Source organism: Streptomyces sp. NPDC102514 (assembly GCF_055584525.1).
Window position 1 is genome coordinate 734,376 of record NZ_JBVJLW010000001.1, and the last position, 16,409, is coordinate 750,784.

The 16,409-nt window shown below is 71.8% G+C and carries 14 protein-coding genes; 5 read left to right on the forward strand and 9 right to left on the reverse strand.

Translation table 11 applies throughout. From position 1 onward, the window contains the following. Positions 1–65 precede the first annotated feature (65 nt). From ACZ60E_RS03350 to ACZ60E_RS03360, 3 genes are all read right to left on the reverse strand, one after another. Positions 66–956, reverse strand: a complete 891-nt coding sequence (locus ACZ60E_RS03350) for a hypothetical protein (RefSeq protein ID WP_469437547.1) — start codon at positions 954–956, stop codon at positions 66–68. Between the two features lie 8 nt (positions 957–964). Continuing rightward, positions 965–1,306, reverse strand: coding sequence for a PadR family transcriptional regulator (locus ACZ60E_RS03355; protein ID WP_469437551.1), 342 nt, complete (start codon positions 1,304–1,306; stop codon positions 965–967). 313 nt (positions 1,307–1,619) lie between these two features. Further along, positions 1,620–2,480 carry a helix-turn-helix transcriptional regulator gene (locus ACZ60E_RS03360; RefSeq protein ID WP_469437553.1) on the reverse strand — a complete coding sequence of 287 codons (861 nt, stop codon included), beginning with the start codon at positions 2,478–2,480 and terminating at the stop codon, positions 1,620–1,622. Positions 2,481–2,659: 179 nt separating this feature from the next. On the opposite strand from ACZ60E_RS03360, the gene ACZ60E_RS03365 reads away from it, so the two are divergent. Further along, positions 2,660–3,655 (forward strand): aldo/keto reductase, encoded by a 996-nt coding sequence (locus tag ACZ60E_RS03365; RefSeq protein WP_469438325.1) that lies wholly within the window; start codon positions 2,660–2,662, stop codon positions 3,653–3,655. Between the two features lie 257 nt (positions 3,656–3,912). Further along, positions 3,913–4,116, forward strand: coding sequence for a cold-shock protein (locus ACZ60E_RS03370; RefSeq protein ID WP_107014587.1), 204 nt, complete (start codon positions 3,913–3,915; stop codon positions 4,114–4,116). A 101-nt stretch (positions 4,117–4,217) separates the two neighbouring features. Here ACZ60E_RS03370 and ACZ60E_RS03375 read toward each other — a convergent pair whose 3' ends face one another. Next, positions 4,218–5,192: an aldo/keto reductase gene (locus tag ACZ60E_RS03375; protein ID WP_469437556.1), complete on the reverse strand. Its 975-nt coding sequence runs from the start codon at positions 5,190–5,192 to the stop codon at positions 4,218–4,220. Between the two features lie 100 nt (positions 5,193–5,292). Next, on the reverse strand, positions 5,293–6,234 hold the full coding sequence (locus tag ACZ60E_RS03380) for an aldo/keto reductase (protein ID WP_469437560.1): 942 nt from the start codon (positions 6,232–6,234) through the stop codon (positions 5,293–5,295). A 46-nt stretch (positions 6,235–6,280) separates the two neighbouring features. Between ACZ60E_RS03380 and pdxR the strand changes: the two genes are divergently transcribed. Continuing rightward, positions 6,281–7,732 (forward strand): MocR-like pyridoxine biosynthesis transcription factor PdxR, encoded by a 1,452-nt coding sequence (gene pdxR, locus ACZ60E_RS03385; RefSeq protein WP_469437562.1) that lies wholly within the window; start codon positions 6,281–6,283, stop codon positions 7,730–7,732. Here the strand turns inward: pdxR and ACZ60E_RS03390 are convergent. The 3 genes from ACZ60E_RS03390 to ACZ60E_RS03400 form a co-directional block, all read right to left on the reverse strand. After that, positions 7,701–8,378, reverse strand: coding sequence for a 2-phosphosulfolactate phosphatase (locus tag ACZ60E_RS03390; protein WP_469437564.1), 678 nt, complete (start codon positions 8,376–8,378; stop codon positions 7,701–7,703). The genes pdxR and ACZ60E_RS03390 overlap by 32 nt on opposite strands. Before the next feature lie 166 nt (positions 8,379–8,544). Then, complete coding sequence (locus ACZ60E_RS03395; protein WP_384797429.1) at positions 8,545–9,774, reverse strand: MFS transporter; 1,230 nt, start codon at positions 9,772–9,774, stop codon at positions 8,545–8,547. Between the two features lie 281 nt (positions 9,775–10,055). Continuing rightward, the gene (locus tag ACZ60E_RS03400; protein WP_469437567.1) at positions 10,056–10,490 is read right to left on the reverse strand and encodes a hypothetical protein; all 435 of its coding nucleotides are present in this window, start codon (positions 10,488–10,490) and stop codon (positions 10,056–10,058) included. A gap of 331 nt (positions 10,491–10,821) precedes the next feature. On the opposite strand from ACZ60E_RS03400, the gene ACZ60E_RS03405 reads away from it, so the two are divergent. Together ACZ60E_RS03405 and ACZ60E_RS03410 are read left to right on the forward strand one after the other, a co-directional pair. Further along, positions 10,822–12,816 carry a serine/threonine-protein kinase gene (locus tag ACZ60E_RS03405; protein ID WP_469437571.1) on the forward strand — a complete coding sequence of 665 codons (1,995 nt, stop codon included), beginning with the start codon at positions 10,822–10,824 and terminating at the stop codon, positions 12,814–12,816. Between the two features lie 171 nt (positions 12,817–12,987). Beyond that, positions 12,988–14,973, forward strand: coding sequence for an FHA domain-containing protein (locus ACZ60E_RS03410; RefSeq protein WP_469437573.1), 1,986 nt, complete (start codon positions 12,988–12,990; stop codon positions 14,971–14,973). A gap of 76 nt (positions 14,974–15,049) precedes the next feature. On the opposite strand, the gene ACZ60E_RS03415 is transcribed toward ACZ60E_RS03410, so the two are convergent. Then, on the reverse strand, positions 15,050–16,174 hold the full coding sequence (locus tag ACZ60E_RS03415; RefSeq protein WP_469437575.1) for a P1 family peptidase: 1,125 nt from the start codon (positions 16,172–16,174) through the stop codon (positions 15,050–15,052). Positions 16,175–16,409 lie beyond the last annotated feature (235 nt).

Consider the following 16,409-nt stretch of genomic DNA (forward strand, 5'->3'; position numbering starts at 1 on the left):
CGGTCGCGACAGGACGTTCGGATCGGCAAGAAGGCCTGGGTGAGTAGGCCGTACAGAGCCTTCGTTCAGGGGGCGGTGCGTCCGGTTCGTGCCGAGCGGCCGACCAGCGGGGCGATCACCGCTGCTGCCGCGAGTACGGCCGCAAGCCCCAGGACGGCAGTCGTCTCGCCCCACGCCGTGGTGTAGACGTGGGCGAGCAGGGCCGGGGACACCAGAGCCATCACTCCCAGCTCAAGGCCGCCTCGCGTTCCGCTGCGCCAGGTCAGTGCGACACCGGTCGCGGCGAGCACGAGCAGCGGCCAGCACCCGTAGTCGGTACTGACCCACGGCACCGCGTGAGCGTCGACGGCCGCGCACGGCACGACGACGAGCGCGATCACGGCGCCGGCCGAACCCGCCCGGCCCTCCTCGGTCACCTCCGGGCGTCGGTCCGGCGGGCATGCGAGCACCACGGCCGCCGTCAGGGCGAACGCGGTCGGGGTGACGACCGGGTCACCGTACGCCGGTCCGCTGACCACCACGGCCGCCGCGAAGGAGAGCAGCCCGGCCACCGTGAGGGGCACCCCCGTGCGCCACCGGCCGGTCAGCGCCGCCGCCGCTCCCACGCATCCGATCAGCGACGAGACGAGCAGCGCACCCCACGCCCCGGACAGGTCCCCTCGAAGCTGCACCCAGAACGGGGTGGGGGAGGAGACCAGAGCGGCGTACCAGCGCAGAAGGTGCAGGCCGCACGCGGTGGCGGAGACGGCCAGGGCGAAGGGGTACGCCAGAGCGAGCACCCGCGCGGCAGGAGCGGTCGGCCCCAGACCCAGTCGCATCCTCATCGCGTGCGCCGCCAGGCCCGCGCCCTCGCGCAGCCGCGAGCCCAGCGGCTCGCCCTCCGTCAACTCGCGGTAGGTCGCGGCGATCTCCCCGCCATGGGCGCGCCGGTAGGCGGCGGGATACAGCCGCAGCACGTGCTCGATCAACTGGTGGCGGCCGACGGCCGGGTCACGGACAGCCGGCGCGTGGCTTCCTTCGCGGTCGCGGCCAGGCGCTCGGCCTCGGCCGTCAGCCGATCCCGTCCCGACACGGACAAGGTGAAGATCCGCCGGGCCCGGCCGTCGGCGACCTCCTCGCGTTCGATGTCGATCAGGCCGTCGGCCAGCAGGCGGTCCAGGGCCCCGTACAGGGCACCCGTACGCAGCACGACACGACCGCCGGTCATCGCCTTGACCTCCTGCGCGATCGCGTATCCATGTCGCGGTGCGTCCGCGAGGGCGGTCAGCACCATCAAGGTCGGCTCTTGCATCACACGCTCACTCACCCCTCGACGATAGTCACTCCGCCGGACTGTCTCAATGCGGTACGGCATCCGAAGCGGAGGGGTGCCTTGGGGGAGGGGTGCCTTGCGCGCTTGTTTCCACGGGTGCGGCCGACGAAGACGGTGGCGGCGAGCCGGCGGTGGGCGGGAGCGTCGGTGCGGACGTGGACGTCACCGAATCCAGGTAGCCAGGTAGCCAGGTAGTCGGGCAGGTGTCAGCTGAGCTGCTGGGCCGGTGTATGCCCGGCCTGCTGTGATGCGATGCGGGAAGGGATGGGACGGGGCGACTCGAATCGGCGGCCCGTGGGCGGCCGATTTACCGTACGGGCGGGCCGGTGGCTCCCGTGGGGAACTCCTGGACGCCGAGCACCCGCAGCAGGTCCAGCCGTTCGCGGGCCTCGGCGTCCGCCGGAGTGAGCACCAGCAGCTGCTGGCCCTGATCCGGGGTGACCAGGGTCTCGCAGTCCATCGTCAGCCGGCCGACCTTCGGGTGCAGGAAGGTCTTGCGGTCGGTGCGCCGGACCGCCACCTCGTGCTCGGTCCAGAGCAGGCGGAAGTCGGCGCTCGCGGCCTGCAACCGTTCGACGAGACCGGCGACCGCGGCGTCGCCCGATCGGCGGCCGACCGCCGCGCGCAGGTCCGCCACGAGCCGGCGGCCGTGATTCTCCTGCTCCTCGGGCGGGCAGACGGCACGGGCGGCGGGATCGGTGAACCAGCGGTACACGACATAGCGCCGGTCGCCGGAGATGTCGGTGAGGTCGCCCGTGAGCAGCAGGGCGGTCCGGTTCTGGGCGAGGATCTCGCCCAGGTCGGACAGCACCAGGGCCGGGGTGTCACCGAGCAGATCGAGCATACGGATCAGGCCCGCACGGGCCAGCCGGGCCACCCCCTCGGCGGGCGGGGGCCGATGCCCTGCCAGGTGGAAGAGGTGGTCGCGCTCGTCGTCGGAGAGACGCAATGCCCGGGCCAACGCGCCCAGGAGCTGCGTCGACGGCTGACTGCTGCGGCCCTGTTCGAGGCGTACGACGTAGTCCACCGACATACCGGCGAGCATGGCCACCTCTTCCCGGCGCAGACCGGCGGTGCGGCGGCGCGGACCGTCGGTGATGCCGACCTCGGCGGGGCGGATCGACTCCCGTCGGCGGCGCAGGAAGTCCGCGAGCTGATCACGTTCCATGCAGCCATGGTCCCTCGCGCGGGCGGACGGAGCCAGGGAGCGGCGCTCCCATGATGAACGCTCCGCTCCCGTACGCGGCTGCGCGGACCCACAGTGGGTGGCGACCGACGACGAAGGAGAACGTGATGACGACAGAAGATGTGACGACGACAGAAGACGTGACGACGACGGAGAACATGATGACGACACGGACCCTGGGCAGCACCGGCCCGGCCGTCTCCGCGCTGGGCCTGGGCGCGATGGGGATGTCGGGGGCCTACGGTGCCGCCGACCGCGCCGAGAGCATCGCCACCGTGCATGCCGCGCTGGAGGCCGGAGTCACGCTGTTCGACACCGCCGACTTCTACGCGATGGGCCACAACGAGCTGCTGCTCGCCGAGGCGCTGCGCGGGCGGGACCGGGACAGTTACCAGCTGAGCGTCAAGTTCGGCATGTTGCGGGGACCCGGCCCCGGGTTCGGCGGGCACGACGGCCGCCCGGAGGCGGTGAAGAACTTCCTGGCCTACTCACTGACTCGGCTGGGCACCGACCACATCGACATCTACCGGCCGGCCCGGCTGGACCCTGACGTGCCGATCGAGGAGACGGTCGGCGCGATCAAGGACATGATCGATGCCGGATACGTACGGCACCTCGGTCTCTCGGAGGTCGACGCCGCGACGGTCCGCCGGGCGCACGCCGTGCATCCGGTCGCGGACCTGCAGATCGAGTACTCGCTGATCTCCCGCGCGGTGGAGGCGGACGTCCTGCCCACGCTGCGGGAACTCGGTATCGGCCTGACCGCGTACGGCGTGCTCAGCCGCGGTCTCATCTCCGGGCACTGGTCCGCGGAGCGTGCCGCGGGCCCCGGTGACGGCCGCAGCTTCAGTCCGCGGTTCTCCGACGGCAATGTGGAGCACAACCTCACCCTCGTGGAGGCCCTGCGCCGGGTCGCCGAGGCGAAGGGGTGCACCGTCGCCCAGCTGGCCATCGCCTGGGTGGCCGCACAGGGCGAGGACATCGTGCCGCTGGTCGGCGCCCGCACCCGGGAACGGCTGGCCGAGGCACTGCCCGCGCTGGCCGTGGACCTCACCGCGGACGACCTGGCCGAAATCGAGAAGGCGGTGCCGCCGGGCTCGGCACGAGGCGACCGATACCCGTCGGCATTCATGTCCGGCCTCGGCGTGGGGAACTGACTCCGCGCAACTGCCTGCCGGGCGGCTGACATGGTGTCACCTACAGGGGCGTCGGGCAGGTCGTGCGACGCGGTTCGGATCTTGGGTCTTGGTCCCTGGTGGTGGGCGGTTCTGCCGTGTAGCGTCATCGTCAGATGTCGTGGTTCGCAGTACCTGCCCGCGCTCCGGTGCGGGCATTTTGCTGTGCAGTGCAGGACCAGGGCGATCACCTCCGGGCTCACGTGGTGTGGGTCCGATATCGACTGGAAGGCACCAGCATGGCCAAGGGAACTGTCAAGTGGTTCAACGCCGAGAAGGGCTTCGGCTTCATCGAGCAGGAGGGTGGCGGCCCCGACGTCTTCGCCCACTACTCGAACATCAACGCCTCCGGCTTCCGTGAGCTCCAGGAAGGCCAGGTCGTGAACTTCGACGTCACGCAGGGCCAGAAGGGCCCGCAGGCGGAGAACATCACCCCCGCCTGATCTCACAGCCAGACGTCGGTGGCCCCCGGAACACATGTTCCGGGGGCCACCGTGTTTGCCTGACACCTCATGACGCTGCCTGCTACCTATGACTGCAGGTGTCAGCGTTCCATGATGCGCATCTGGGCCTCGGTGTGGGTGTCACCGGCGGCCGGCGGAAGGCTGCTGAGCAGGGCCAGTTGCTCGTCCGTGAGGCTGACGGCGTCGGCGGCGGTGTTCTCCTCGACGCGGGCCACCCGCCGGGTGCCGGGGATGGGCGCGATGTCGTCGCCCTGGGCCAGCAGCCAGGCGAGGGCGACCTGGGCCGGGGTGACCCCGATCTGGACGGCGACGGCGGCGACCTGGTCGGCCAGACGCAGGTTGTGCTGGAAGTTCTCGTCGGTGAACCGGGGGTTGTCCGCACGGAAGTCGGTGGAGTCGAACTGCTCGGTGGAGCGGATCGCACCGGTCAGGAATCCGCGCCCCAGCGGGGAGAAGGGGACGAAGCCGATGTTCAGTTCGCGCAGTACGGGCAGCACGCGGGCCTCGGGGTCGCGGGTGAACAGTGAGTACTCGGACTGGACAGCGGTGACCGGGTGCACGGCGTGGGCGCGGCGGATGGTGTCGGGGCCGGCCTCGGAGAGACCGATGTGCCCGATCTTGCCCTCGGTGACGAGTTCGGCCAGGCACCCCACGGTGTCCTCGATCGGGGTGCCGGCGTCGACGCGGTGCTGGTAGTACAGGTCGATGTGATCGGTGCCCAGGCGCTTGAGCGAGCCCTCGACGGCGGCGCGGACGTTCTCCGGGCTGCTGTCCGTGGGGCCTGAGCGGCCGGTGTGGGAGATCAGGCCGAACTTGGTCGCCAGCACGACCTGGTCCCGGCGTCCTTTCAGGGCGCGGCCGACCAGTTCCTCGTTGATGTAGGGCCCGTAGACCTCGGCGGTGTCGATGAAGGTGACGCCCAGTTCCACCGCGCGGTGGATGGTACGGACGGACTCCGCGTCGTCGGCTCCGGCGCCGGTGTAGCCGTGGGACATGCCCATCGCACCCAGACCGATACGGGCAACGTCCAGGTCCCGCAGTTTGATGTGCTGCATTGCTGTTCCTCTTTTCGTGGTCCGCCGACGCGCCGACGTCCATTCTCCGGCAGGCAGCCACGACGTGCCCCCGCGGCCTGCGCCGGCCGGCCGTCCCGGGTCACACCGCGGCGTCCAGCCGTTCGCGCTGGTCGGCGGTCAGGTCCAGTGACACCCCCGCGAACGCCTCGTCCAGTTGCTCGACCGTGCTGACACCGGCGATCGGTGTGACAGCCGGGTTCCCTCCGGTCAGCCATGCCAGCACGACCCGGTTGCGGTCCGTGCCGGTCTCGGCGGCGATCTCGTCCAGCACCGTGAGCCGTGTGGTGGTGCCCGGGTGGTCGTACTCCGCGGGCAGGGGCTTGTCCGTGCGGGTGTAGCCGCCGCCCAGCAGCGGCGTGTACGCCCACAGGGCCATGTCCGGGTGCTGCTCCAGGTAGTGGAGCACCTCATCGGTGACCGCGCCGAACCGGTGCACCACGGAGGGCCGGGTCGCGGGGCGCGGTTGCAGATACGTGTGCTGCAGCTGCACCGCGGTGAAGCCGGAACCGCCGTTCGCCCGTGCGAGCTGACGGGCCCGTTCGACCTGCCAGACAGGGTAGTTGGAGCAGCCGAGCCGACCGACCGTACCCGCGGACACGAGCTCGTCGAAGGCGGCCACCGTCTCGTCCAGCGGGGTGGCCGGGTCGGGCTTGTGGGCCCAGTACAGCTCCACGTGATCCGTGCCCAGGCGTCGGAGACTGCCCTCGATCCCGCTCTTGACGGCCCCGGCCGACAGGCCTTCGGCCGTCTCCGGGAACCGTCCGGCCACGGTCGGCTCGCAGCCCACCTTGGTGCTGATCCGGACGCGGTCACGAACACCCGGGCGGCGGGCCAGCCAGCGGCCGAGCAGCGACTCGCTCTGGCCGCCGAATCCGCTCGGATCCGCCCAGAACGAATAGCAGTTGGCGGTGTCGATCCAGACGCCTCCGGCGTCCACGAAACGGTCGAGGAGAGCGAACGACCGCCGCTCGTCCGTGGTGGTGCCGAACAGCATGGCCCCGAGGACCAGGTTCTTCATCATGTCCCCGACGCTAGGCGGATTCGGATCGGCGGTACGCTCCAATCCCGTGACCATTTCCCAGACCAATCTCGCGTGGGCGACCCTGCTGGACATCGGATCTGAGGGCGTGGGACCTGCGGGCGGCGGGCGCCGCCGGCTGCACGATCGCCTGGCCCGCGCGCTGCGCACCGCGATCCGGGACGGCCGACTGGCGGAGGGCGCCGCCGTGCCCCCGAGCCGCGCCCTCGCGGAGGAACTGGGCTGCTCGCGCTGGGTCGTGACGGAGGCGTACGGGCAACTCGTCGCGGAGGGATACCTCTGCGCCCGGGTGGGCTCCGCCACGCGTGTCTCGTGGTCGCCCGACACCGCGCCGCCGCGTTCCCGCCCGCCGCGCGCACCGGCACGGCCACCGATCCGGTACGACCTCGCGCCCGGCCTGCCCGACCTGCGGGCGTTTCCCCGCCGCCGCTGGGCGGACGCCGTCCGGGGGGTCACCGGCTCGGCCGTCCACTACGACCTGGGCCTGCCCGACCCCGCCGGGCACGCGGAGCTGCGTACCACCCTCGCGCAGTACCTGCGGCGCTCGCGCGGCGCGGACGCACACGACGGGTCCGTGTCGGTGTGCGCGAGCGTCACCGACGGTCTGGTACGCACCTGCCGGGCCCTGCGCGCCGAGGGGATCGCCGATCTGGCCGTGGAGGACCCGGGCTGGGGGCGGCTGCGGGACGCCGCCACCGGCGCCGGTCTGCGCGTACACCCCGTGCCCGTGGACGACGACGGCCTGCGTGTCGACGACCTCGCGCGTACGCCGGCCCGGGCCGTCGTCGTCGGCGCGGCGCACCAGTTCCCCACGGGAACGGTGCTGTCCCCGGCGCGCCGGGGACGTCTGGTGCGCTGGGCCCGCGAGATGAACGGGTTCGTCATCGAGGACGACTACGACGCCGAGTTCCGCTACGACCGCCATCCGGTCGCCGTCATGCAGGGGATGGATCCGAGCCGGGTCTTCCTCCTCGGCTCGGTCAGCAAGACGCTGTCGCCGGCGCTCGGCCTGGGCTGGATGGTGGCGCCCGCCGCGATGGCGCCTGTACTCCGGGCGGCGAACCTCGTCGCCGCCGCGCCACCCGTGCTCGACCAGCTCGCGCTCGCCACCTTCATCGACCGCGGGTGGTACGACGCCCATCTGCGCGCGGGGCGGCGGCGGTTCCGGACCCGACGCGATCTGCTGGTACGGACGCTCGGTGAGCAGGTGCCGCAGGGGCGGGTCGCCGGCACCGCTGCCGGGCTGCACATCCTGCTGCACCTGCCGGACGACACCGACACGCGCGGGGCGGTCCGGGCGGCCGCCGCCGTGGGCCTGCGTCTCGCGGATCTCGACGACTACCGCACGAACCCGCCCGCGGAACGGGCGCTCGTCCTCGGCTACGGCAACATCGGCGACACGGAGATCCCGGCGGCCGTCACGCTCCTGCGCGAAGCGCTGCGTAGTCCTACGGCATCGGGTGGGGGCGCAGGACCATGAGTGAGTCCTCCGCGGTGGCCACCATGGCGAAGGGGAACCGGTCGAGTTCGAGGCAGAGCGCGACGTCATCGGGATGGGCTCCCTGACGTCTGCCCTCCGCCAGTTCTACGGCGGCGCGTGAGGCGGCGGCACGGCGGAGGAACTCCGTGGCGTCCGTCCCGGCCCCGGTGGCCCGCCGGGCGATGTACTGCGCACACGCCAGGTCCTCCTCGGCCCGCCCGTCCTCGCCGGTGACCACGAACGTGACACTGGCGGTGTCGTGCGTCCGCAGGAACTGAGCGGTTGCCTCCGCCACCACGAAGCCGGCGCACAGCACCAGCTGCGCTCCCTTGACCGCCAAGGCGCCGACCGTCCCTGCCGTGGTCTTCTGCACGACCGTCCGGCCGGTGAGGTCGACGGACCGCAACAGCCCCGGCGAGTTGACGGCGTCGAACCCGGGCGCGGGCTGGCCGTCCTTGAGCGCCACCCAGTCCGGGTGACGGGCCTTGAGCGCCAGGGCCTCGTCCAGCGACTCAGCGAGAACGATCTTTTCCGCCCCCTGGGCGAAGGCCCAGGCGGCCACGGTGTAGGCACGCATGACGTCGATGACGACCGCGACGGACGGGGTCTCGACCAGGTCCGCGATGCCGGAGAAACGAGTGTCCATGCGGAGCATGATGGTGCACGCCCGCCCCGGGGCCCCGGGGCCCTTGAGTCGGGGAGCCCCGGAGCCCCAGAGCCCCGGAGCCCTTGAGTTGGGGAGCCCGGCGCGTGAGAGGCGTCACATCGGCAGTCCGGGGCGGGAATTGATGTTGCCGGGTACGCGGTTCGCGCTAGGTGCGCTGGTGCTCCGTACCCTCTCCCGCTGTCGAGGTCCCGGCCGCCGGTCCCGCGGACTTCGTGATCGTCTCGGAGCGGGGGCCGCCCCGGTCCATGCGACCTCCGGCGAAGGCGAGGCCCAGGCCCGCCACGGCGAGGGCCGCGCCGACGAGGTTGGGCGCGGCCCAGCCCCAGCCCGCCGAGATGACCAGGCCGCCGAGCCAGGCGCCGCCCGCGTTGGCCAGGTTGAAAGCGGAGTGGTTGGAGGCCGCCGCCATGGTCGGAGCGTTCTTCGCCTTGGCCATGAGGAGCATCTGGACGGGTGTGGTGATGAGGGAGCCCATCGCACCGATGAAGGTGATCGTGATCAGGGCGGGCACGGTGCTGTGGACGGTGAAGTAGAACGTCACCAGCCCCGCGGCGAGGAGAGCGAGTCCCCCGTACAGCGTCGGCCGTAGTGCGCGGTCGGTGAGCGGGCCCGCGAGCAGGGTGCCGCCGGTCATGCCGACGCCGTAGAGCGCGAGGACGAGCGTGGTCGACGTGTCCGAGATGCCCGTCAGGTGCGTGAGCATCGGCACCAGATAGCTGTAGACGGCGAAGAACCCGCCGAATCCGACGACCGCCGTGGCCAGGCCGATCACGACCTGCCGGTTGCCCATGGCCCGCAGCTCGTGCCGGATGCCGGACAGCTGCCCGCGTGGCTGGTGGGGGACGAAGAGTGCCAGCGCGACCAGGGCTATGAGGCCGATGACGGCGACCGTCCAGTAGGCGGAGCGCCAGCCCAGCTGCTGCCCGAGCGCCGTGCTGGCCGGTACGCCGACGATGTTCGCGACGGTCAGCCCGAGGAACATCTTCGAGACGGCGCGGGCCGCCCGGTCGGGAGCGACGAGCCGTGAGGCGACGACTGCTCCCACGCCGAACAGCGCACCGTGCGGCAGCCCCGACAGGAAGCGTGCGGCGAAGAGCAGGCCGAAGTTGGGGGCGAGCGCGGACGCGGCGTTGCCGATCACGAACAGCCCGGTGAGGAGCAGCAGCAGGCGTTTGTGGGGGACGCGCGCACCGATGCCCGTGAGGACGGGGGCGCCTACGACGACTCCGAGCGCGTAGGCGGAGACGAGATTGCCCGCCTGCGGCACGGACACGCCGACCCCGTCGGCGATCTGGGGCAGCAACCCCATGGTGGCGAACTCGGTGGTGCCGATGCCGAACGCGACGACGGCAAGGGCCAGCAGGGCCAGGGGCATGGTGCGGGAGACCTTTCACAGACAGGGTCCGGTGATGGGAGGCGAGGTAGGGCCCGGAAACGTTCCCGGTTCCCGTGGCCCGTCGCGCTGAGCACCATTGCCCGGCAGCCCCAGAACGGGGCAAGCCTATAAGAAGGTAATAGGGCACCTGATCTAGGCGTTCGGTGCGCTGGGCCGCGCCCGCGACCCCGCCGTGACGCACTGTTTCCAGCTGTCACGCGCTGTGTCCCGCCGTGGCTGCTCGCGACCGGACGTCACCGGCTGTGATCTACGAGCGACCGTCAACGCCCCTGCCGCATCATGCGGCGAGCCGCACCGAGAACCCGCTTGCCGGCGCTGGGCGCGGCCCTGAAGCGGGCCAGGAGGGCTTGGGCCTGCGGTGTGTCCGGGTCGAAGAACTGCGTGCGCAGCGCGGTCGGCACGGCCGGCCCGTGCATGCGGACCTCGTGGCAGCTGAAGCAGAAGGCCGCCTCGAACAGTGCCGGACCGAGGGAGTCCGCGTACGCCCGGATGCTCCAGCCCGGCGAGAAGCCGCAGCGGTGCTGTGCGCTGTCCGGCAGCTCGCCGATCAGGGCCAGGGTGTCGATGGCATCGCCGTCGATCCAATGGGCGACCGTCGTGCCGGGGTACGGCGCGTCGCGCTCCGTCGGCAGGGTGGAGATCCTGACGACCTCGATCAGCGCGGTGGCGGTAACGGCTTCGGCGGGGAGTCGCATGTGCGTAGTCTGCCTGCCGTGTCTTCGGCGGGTTGCGGCGCCGCTGACATGGTGATTCGTCGCGTGGGCGCCCGGTGGGGGAGTCCATCGGGCGGCTTCCCGTCTCAAAGCGCAATCCGAAGCGTCAACTGGTGCGCACAGAACAGATACGGACAAGATACGACTGGCGTTGTCCGAACGCGACCGGCGTCAGGGCTAGACTGCAGCAACCGAACGGCCCCTGTCCTGCGTGTAGTTGATAGCTGAGAGCACCTGGGTGGTGCGAGGTGCCGATCGGACAGAACATGTCCGGGCGCTCATTCATGCCTAAAGACAAGGGAGATTGGCCCCGATGCACCACGAGGACGCAGTGTCTCCGGACGCGAGTCCGGAGCGGCTGATCGCTGACCGCTACCGCCTGTTGTCCACCCTCGGCGAGGGCGGCATGGGAACCGTGTGGCGCGCTCGCGACGAGGTGCTGCGCCGCGAGGTCGCGATCAAGGAGGTGCGCGCCCCCTCCGGGCAGTCCGCCGAGAAGATCCAGCGCATGTACACCCGGCTGGAGCGGGAGGCGTGGGCCGCGGCGCGTATCACCGCCCCCAACGTGATCACCGTCCACGACGTGGTCACCGACGGTGACCGCCCGTGGATCGTGATGGAGTTGGTCCGTGGCCGCTCGCTCGCGGAACTGATCGGAACGCAGGGCGCGTTGACCCCGCAGGAGACCGCGCGGATCGGCGTCCAGGTACTGAGCGCGCTGCGTGCCGCACACGCCGCCGATGTGCTGCACCGCGACGTGAAACCGGCCAATGTCCTGCTGGCCGAGGACGACCGGGTGGTCCTCACAGACTTCGGTATCGCCATGGTGGTCGGCGACACCGCGCTCACCATGACCGGCGAGGTCGTCGGTTCACCCGAGTACCTCGCACCGGAACAGGCCCTGGGCCGCGCCCTCGGCCCCGCCACGGACCTGTGGTCCCTCGGTGTCCTGCTCCACACCGCCGTGCAGGGCCGTTCGCCCTTCCGGCAGGACAGCGCCCTGGGCACCCTGCGCGCCGTCGTCGACGACGAGCCGCCGTCCCCGCACCGGGCCGGCCCCCTGGCCCCGGTCATCGAGGGTCTTCTGCGCAAGGACCCCGCCGAGCGGGCCTCCGCCGAACAGACGGCGCGGGACCTGCGGCTCATAGCGGCCGGCGGCACGCCCGGGGCGGACGTCACGTCGACGGAATCCACGCCCACGGTGACCGCCGCCGCGCAGTCCTCCTCGTCCGACATGACCTCGGACGTGACCCTCGACGCGCCCACCGAGGATCCGCGCATCGCGACGCGGGTGACGTCCTCGGACGTCACGGCGACGCAGACCGCCGCCACGGAAGCCGCAGCGACGCAAACCCCCGCCACGGCAGCACAGACCGCCGCCACGGAAGCCGCGGCGGCACGGACCGCCGTGACGCACGCCGCGGCGGCGCAGACCGCGGCGACCGAAGCCACGTCGGCGGCGACCGCCGACGCGCAGACCGGGGGCGTACGCCCCGAGGCGCAGCCCGCCTCCGCGGGCAACACGTCGGAGACCGTCGTCGACGCACCCGCCGGGCAGGCGCACAACGCGCCGCAGGTCTCACCCTTCGGTGCGACGGCGACGAGCACCACCAGCAACAGCACCGGCCCCACCAGCCCGACCGGCACCTTCGGACCCGCTCAGCCTGCGGCGTCGCTCACCCCGCCGCAGACCCAGCCGGCGTACTCGCTGCCGACGGCGAGCAGCCCGGTCACCGCGGAGACGCCCGCCCCGGCCCAGCCGCGGAGCAAGCGCAAGGGCTACCTGGTGGTGGCGCTGGCGACCGTGTCCGCCCTGCTCCTGGGCGGGCTGGGCTACGCCCTGACGCGTGACGACGATGACCGGGCGGACGGCAAGAGCCCCGGCGCGGAGACGAGTTCCTCCGCACAGCAGGCACAGAACGGCTCCCCCTCCGAGGGCGCCGACGGCAACGGCTCGGGCGCCGCGGGGCAGCCCCCGGTGACGGTGGCGGTCACGGGGACGAACACCACGTACAAGGGAGCCTGCCCGCCGCCGCAGGGGGAGGCTCCCGCGTTCACGGCGACCTTCGAAGTGACGGAACTGCCCGTGCGGTTCACCTACCGATGGGTCTCGGCGGAAGGGTCGGTGGTCGACAAGACGTGGCGGGCGCTGACCTTCTCGGAAGGCGGGCCCCGCACCCACCAGGAGACGATACGTGTGACGACGTACGCGCAGGAGGGGACGTTGGCGAGTGCGATGGGCGTGGAGATCAAGTCGTCGCAGCAGAACATCTCCGACACGGTGCCGTTCACGCTGACATGCGAGTGACGGTCCGGGCGGCGGCCGTGCACCCTCTGCGTACCGCCGCCCGCTGACCGGCCCGGTGCGGCCCGACCGCACCCGGGTTCCCTGCTTGTGATGGTCCAGTTGGCCCTCGTGCCGGATCGGCCGCCCGGTGCGGTCCCGCCCGGCACCGGGGCATGTCTGACAGGAGTTTGAGTGTCGTCGGTCATCGTGGGACGCACGGGTCCCTTCAGCGGTCAGAGCGTGGTGCTGGGCACCGCTGCCCTGCGGTTCGGTCGCAAGAGCGACAACGATGTGATCATTGTCAGCACCAGCGCTTCCCGGCTGCACGCCGAGATCGTCGTGGAGGACGACGCGTTCGTCCTCCACGACCGCAACAGCAGGAACGGCACCTACGTCAACGAACGGCGCATCACCCGGCACCCATTGGCCCCGGGTGACGTCATCCGGATCGGCGACGAGACCTTCCTGTTCGAGACGCAGGAGGCGCTGGAGACGGTCATGGACCTCTCCCAGCTCGACGTGCCGCGCCCCACGGCCCTGGCGAACCCCAGCGCGCTCCGCGTCACGATCGCCGGCGGGGGCCCGGTCGGCCTCGCGTTCGCCCTCATGCTCGAAAACGCCCTGCAGGGACGGGTGTTCATCACCGTCTACGAGGGACGCTGGGTCAAGAACGGTACGACGGTGACCTGGAAGGACGAGACGCTGGGCAACGTCCGCCGCCAGCAGGTCGTCACCATCCAGAGCCGCCAGTACCTCGCGCTGACCGAGGAGATGCAGTCCGCGCTGTTCGACGAGGGGCGGCACTTCTCCGAGATGTGGCCCGTGGGTCCCGACTCCATCGAGGGCCGGCCGCCCCGCAACATCCGGATCGCGTACGTCGAGGACCAGTTGCTGGCGCTGGCCAACAGCAAGTCGGCGATCCGTCTCGTGCCCAAGCGCTTCGACCCCTCGGAGCACGAGCACCGCGTCGCCAACGACCATGTCCTGGCGATCTGCGACGGCGGACGGTCCCGCACCCGCGAGCACTACGCCGACCGCTTCGGCGCGGCCGACGCGTCGATCTACTCCCTCGACGGCGAACACCTCCAGGACGTGGTGCTGGGGCTGCGCGTCAAGTCGCCGCTCACGGACCAGATGAGCGTCCTGCTGACCGTGTCGCAGAACCGGTTCCTGCTCAACTCGCTGCGCGGCGAGGGCTTCTTGAACATGAGGCTCACCCGCGAGGAGACCAAGGCCGTGATCGGCATCGATCCCGTCCGGCAGGTCTTCGAGGAGTGCATCGCCGCCCGCCCCTGCGTCATGAGCCGCCACGAGGACAACGAGTTCGTCTGTCCCACCCACGGCACCCTCTTCCTGCCCGCCCTGCTGCGCGGCTCGCACCTGTGGAAGCGGATCCGGGAGGGCCTCAAGCTGTTCGGTGTGGCCGAGGACGACCTCAGCGCCATCACCTCGTTCCGGCTGGACATGGTGCAGCGCCCCAGGTTCACCGCGCAGCTGACCCGCTCCACCGCGACGACCCCGGGAACGTACGGATTCCTGCTGGGCGACGCCGCCAACGCCATCCACTTCTGGCCGGGGCGCGGTCTCAACAGCGGTCTCGCCTCAGCCGTTTCGCTGGCCCGCTCGCTCAGCCGCACCTGGCAGGGCAGGCCGCTGCGCGACGCCGACTTCATCCGGCACGAGGCCGCGATGTCCATGCTGCAGTACCGGCACAAGAGCCGCGCGTGGAACGCCATGGTCACCACGGACGAGCAGGGCGCCACCCGCGCGATCAAGGACATCATCGCCCGCAGCATGGAGCAGGCCGATTCCCCGGTCGCCGCCATGGTGCAGGCCGGTGGGCCCGCGGACGCCGGGTCCGAGGCCAAGGTGGAGCAGCCCGACCTGGACGCGCTGCTTGAGCGCATGCGGGCGATACGTGACCGGTTGGAGACCCGCCTTCCCGGCATGCCCTCCGACGAGGAACTGCGCGAACACCTCGCCTCGCTCGCGCCGTCGACCCTGCGGACGCTCCAGGAGAGCGGTGCGTGGGACACCCTGATCGTCGGCGGTGAGGAGGCCGACATCGACCTCTTCTACCAGGCCGACGCTCCGATCTACGCCCCCCGCCCCGCGGACCCACGCGTGACGGGACCCGACGCGGGACCTCCGGGGCCCGTAGCCCTCGACCGAGCATGAGAAAGGGCCTGCCAGGGCCTGAGGAAGGGCCTGGCAGGGCTGCCCGGACGGCCGGCAGGAAGGCCCGCGCCCGAGTTCAGGGAGAACGCGTACCGCTGCGACCTCCCGCGGCGCGCGGGTCCTCTCGGCCCAGCAGGGCGAGGAGCGGTGCCGCGGGCAGGGGGTGGCGGGTGTGGCCGTACGGCCCCGTGGTCGTCGTGGCGGAGAGCAGGGAGTTGAGGACGGCCTCCTCGACGGCGTCGAGAACGGCGACGAAGAGGGGGTCCAGCCGGTCGTCGGGCACCACGGCGGGCCCGGCGGGCGTGCCCAGGGGACGCGTGCCGAAGGCGAGGCCGTAGTCGCCGCTGCCGTGTCCGTACGCGGCGCCGACCCTGGCGAGTCCGTAGACGGCGCGCCGGGCGAGGCGGGTCAACTGCCGGGCGTCCAGCGGCGCGTCGGTGGCGACCACGACCATGCAGGAACCGGCCTCGGGCGCGGCGCTCGTGGGGGAGCCCGGGTCCGTGGTCGGTACGCCGACGTCGGCGGGCGTGACCGCACGGCCCGACACCCGTAGCGTGCCGCCGAAGTTGGCCTGGACGAGCACGCCGAGTGTGACGTCCCGGCCGGCCAGCGGTACGCGTCGCGACGAGGTGCCGATACCGGCCTTGAACCCCAGCGCGGTCATCCCGGTGCCCGCGCCGACGCTGCCCTCGGCCACCGGCCCGTCGCACGCGGTGTCGAGCGCGGCCCGGACGTGTTCCTCACGGACCGGACGCGAGCGGATGTCCGACAGCAGCCCGTCGTTGCATTCGCCCACGACCGGGTTCAGGCTCCGCGCGGCGGCCCCCTCGGGCCGCTCCAGGACCCAGCCGACCAGGGCGTCCGCGACCCTGAACGCGGACAGCGTCGAGGTGAGCAGGACCGGTGTCTCCAGCGCGCCGAGTTCGGCGAGCTGCGTGGTCCCGAGGAGCTTGCCGTAGCCGTTGCCCGCGAACACCCCGGCGGGCAGCGGGCTGCCGGGGCCCACCCCGTCCGGCACGATCGCGGTGACACCGCTGTGCACCCGCGGCGGCCGGACGAGCGTGGTGTGCCCGACGCGGACCCCGGGCACATCGGTCAGGGCGTTGTGCGGCCCCGTGGGCAGGTCACCGACGGAGATCCCCAGCTCACGGGCTCGACGGGCAGTGACGGACGGGGCCGGATCGGACAGTGACTCGCTCATGTCGGCACGCTACCGGGACGGCGTACGACCCGGACCACTCGGCCTCCCGGATCACCGGGCGTCCCGGACCACGCGTCCCCGCCGGGCGCCGCGTCTCCCCGGGCGGGCCGGCGCCCGGTCCACGCCCCGGCGCGCCGCCCGCGCGGATTTCGCGGACCGGTGGTGCGTCCGAACGCCTCCGGAGTCCGGAATCAAGGGTGGGGAGTGCGCCCGACAGCCGCCGGACCGGACCGGC

Coding starts and splice junctions, on each gene's coding strand:
- ACZ60E_RS03360 (WP_469437553.1), bottom strand. CDS start 2,480: ATGGAACGTGATCAGCTCGCGGACTTCCTGCGCCGCCGACGGGAGTCG.
- ACZ60E_RS03365 (WP_469438325.1), top strand. CDS start 2,660: ATGACGACACGGACCCTGGGCAGCACCGGCCCGGCCGTCTCCGCGCTG.
- ACZ60E_RS03370 (WP_107014587.1), top strand. CDS start 3,913: ATGGCCAAGGGAACTGTCAAGTGGTTCAACGCCGAGAAGGGCTTCGGC.
- ACZ60E_RS03375 (WP_469437556.1), bottom strand. CDS start 5,192: ATGCAGCACATCAAACTGCGGGACCTGGACGTTGCCCGTATCGGTCTG.
- ACZ60E_RS03380 (WP_469437560.1), bottom strand. CDS start 6,234: ATGATGAAGAACCTGGTCCTCGGGGCCATGCTGTTCGGCACCACCACG.
- ACZ60E_RS03390 (WP_469437564.1), bottom strand. CDS start 8,378: ATGGACACTCGTTTCTCCGGCATCGCGGACCTGGTCGAGACCCCGTCC.
- ACZ60E_RS03395 (WP_384797429.1), bottom strand. CDS start 9,774: ATGCCCCTGGCCCTGCTGGCCCTTGCCGTCGTCGCGTTCGGCATCGGC.
- ACZ60E_RS03400 (WP_469437567.1), bottom strand. CDS start 10,490: ATGCGACTCCCCGCCGAAGCCGTTACCGCCACCGCGCTGATCGAGGTC.
- ACZ60E_RS03405 (WP_469437571.1), top strand. CDS start 10,822: ATGCACCACGAGGACGCAGTGTCTCCGGACGCGAGTCCGGAGCGGCTG.
- ACZ60E_RS03415 (WP_469437575.1), bottom strand. CDS start 16,174: ATGAGCGAGTCACTGTCCGATCCGGCCCCGTCCGTCACTGCCCGTCGA.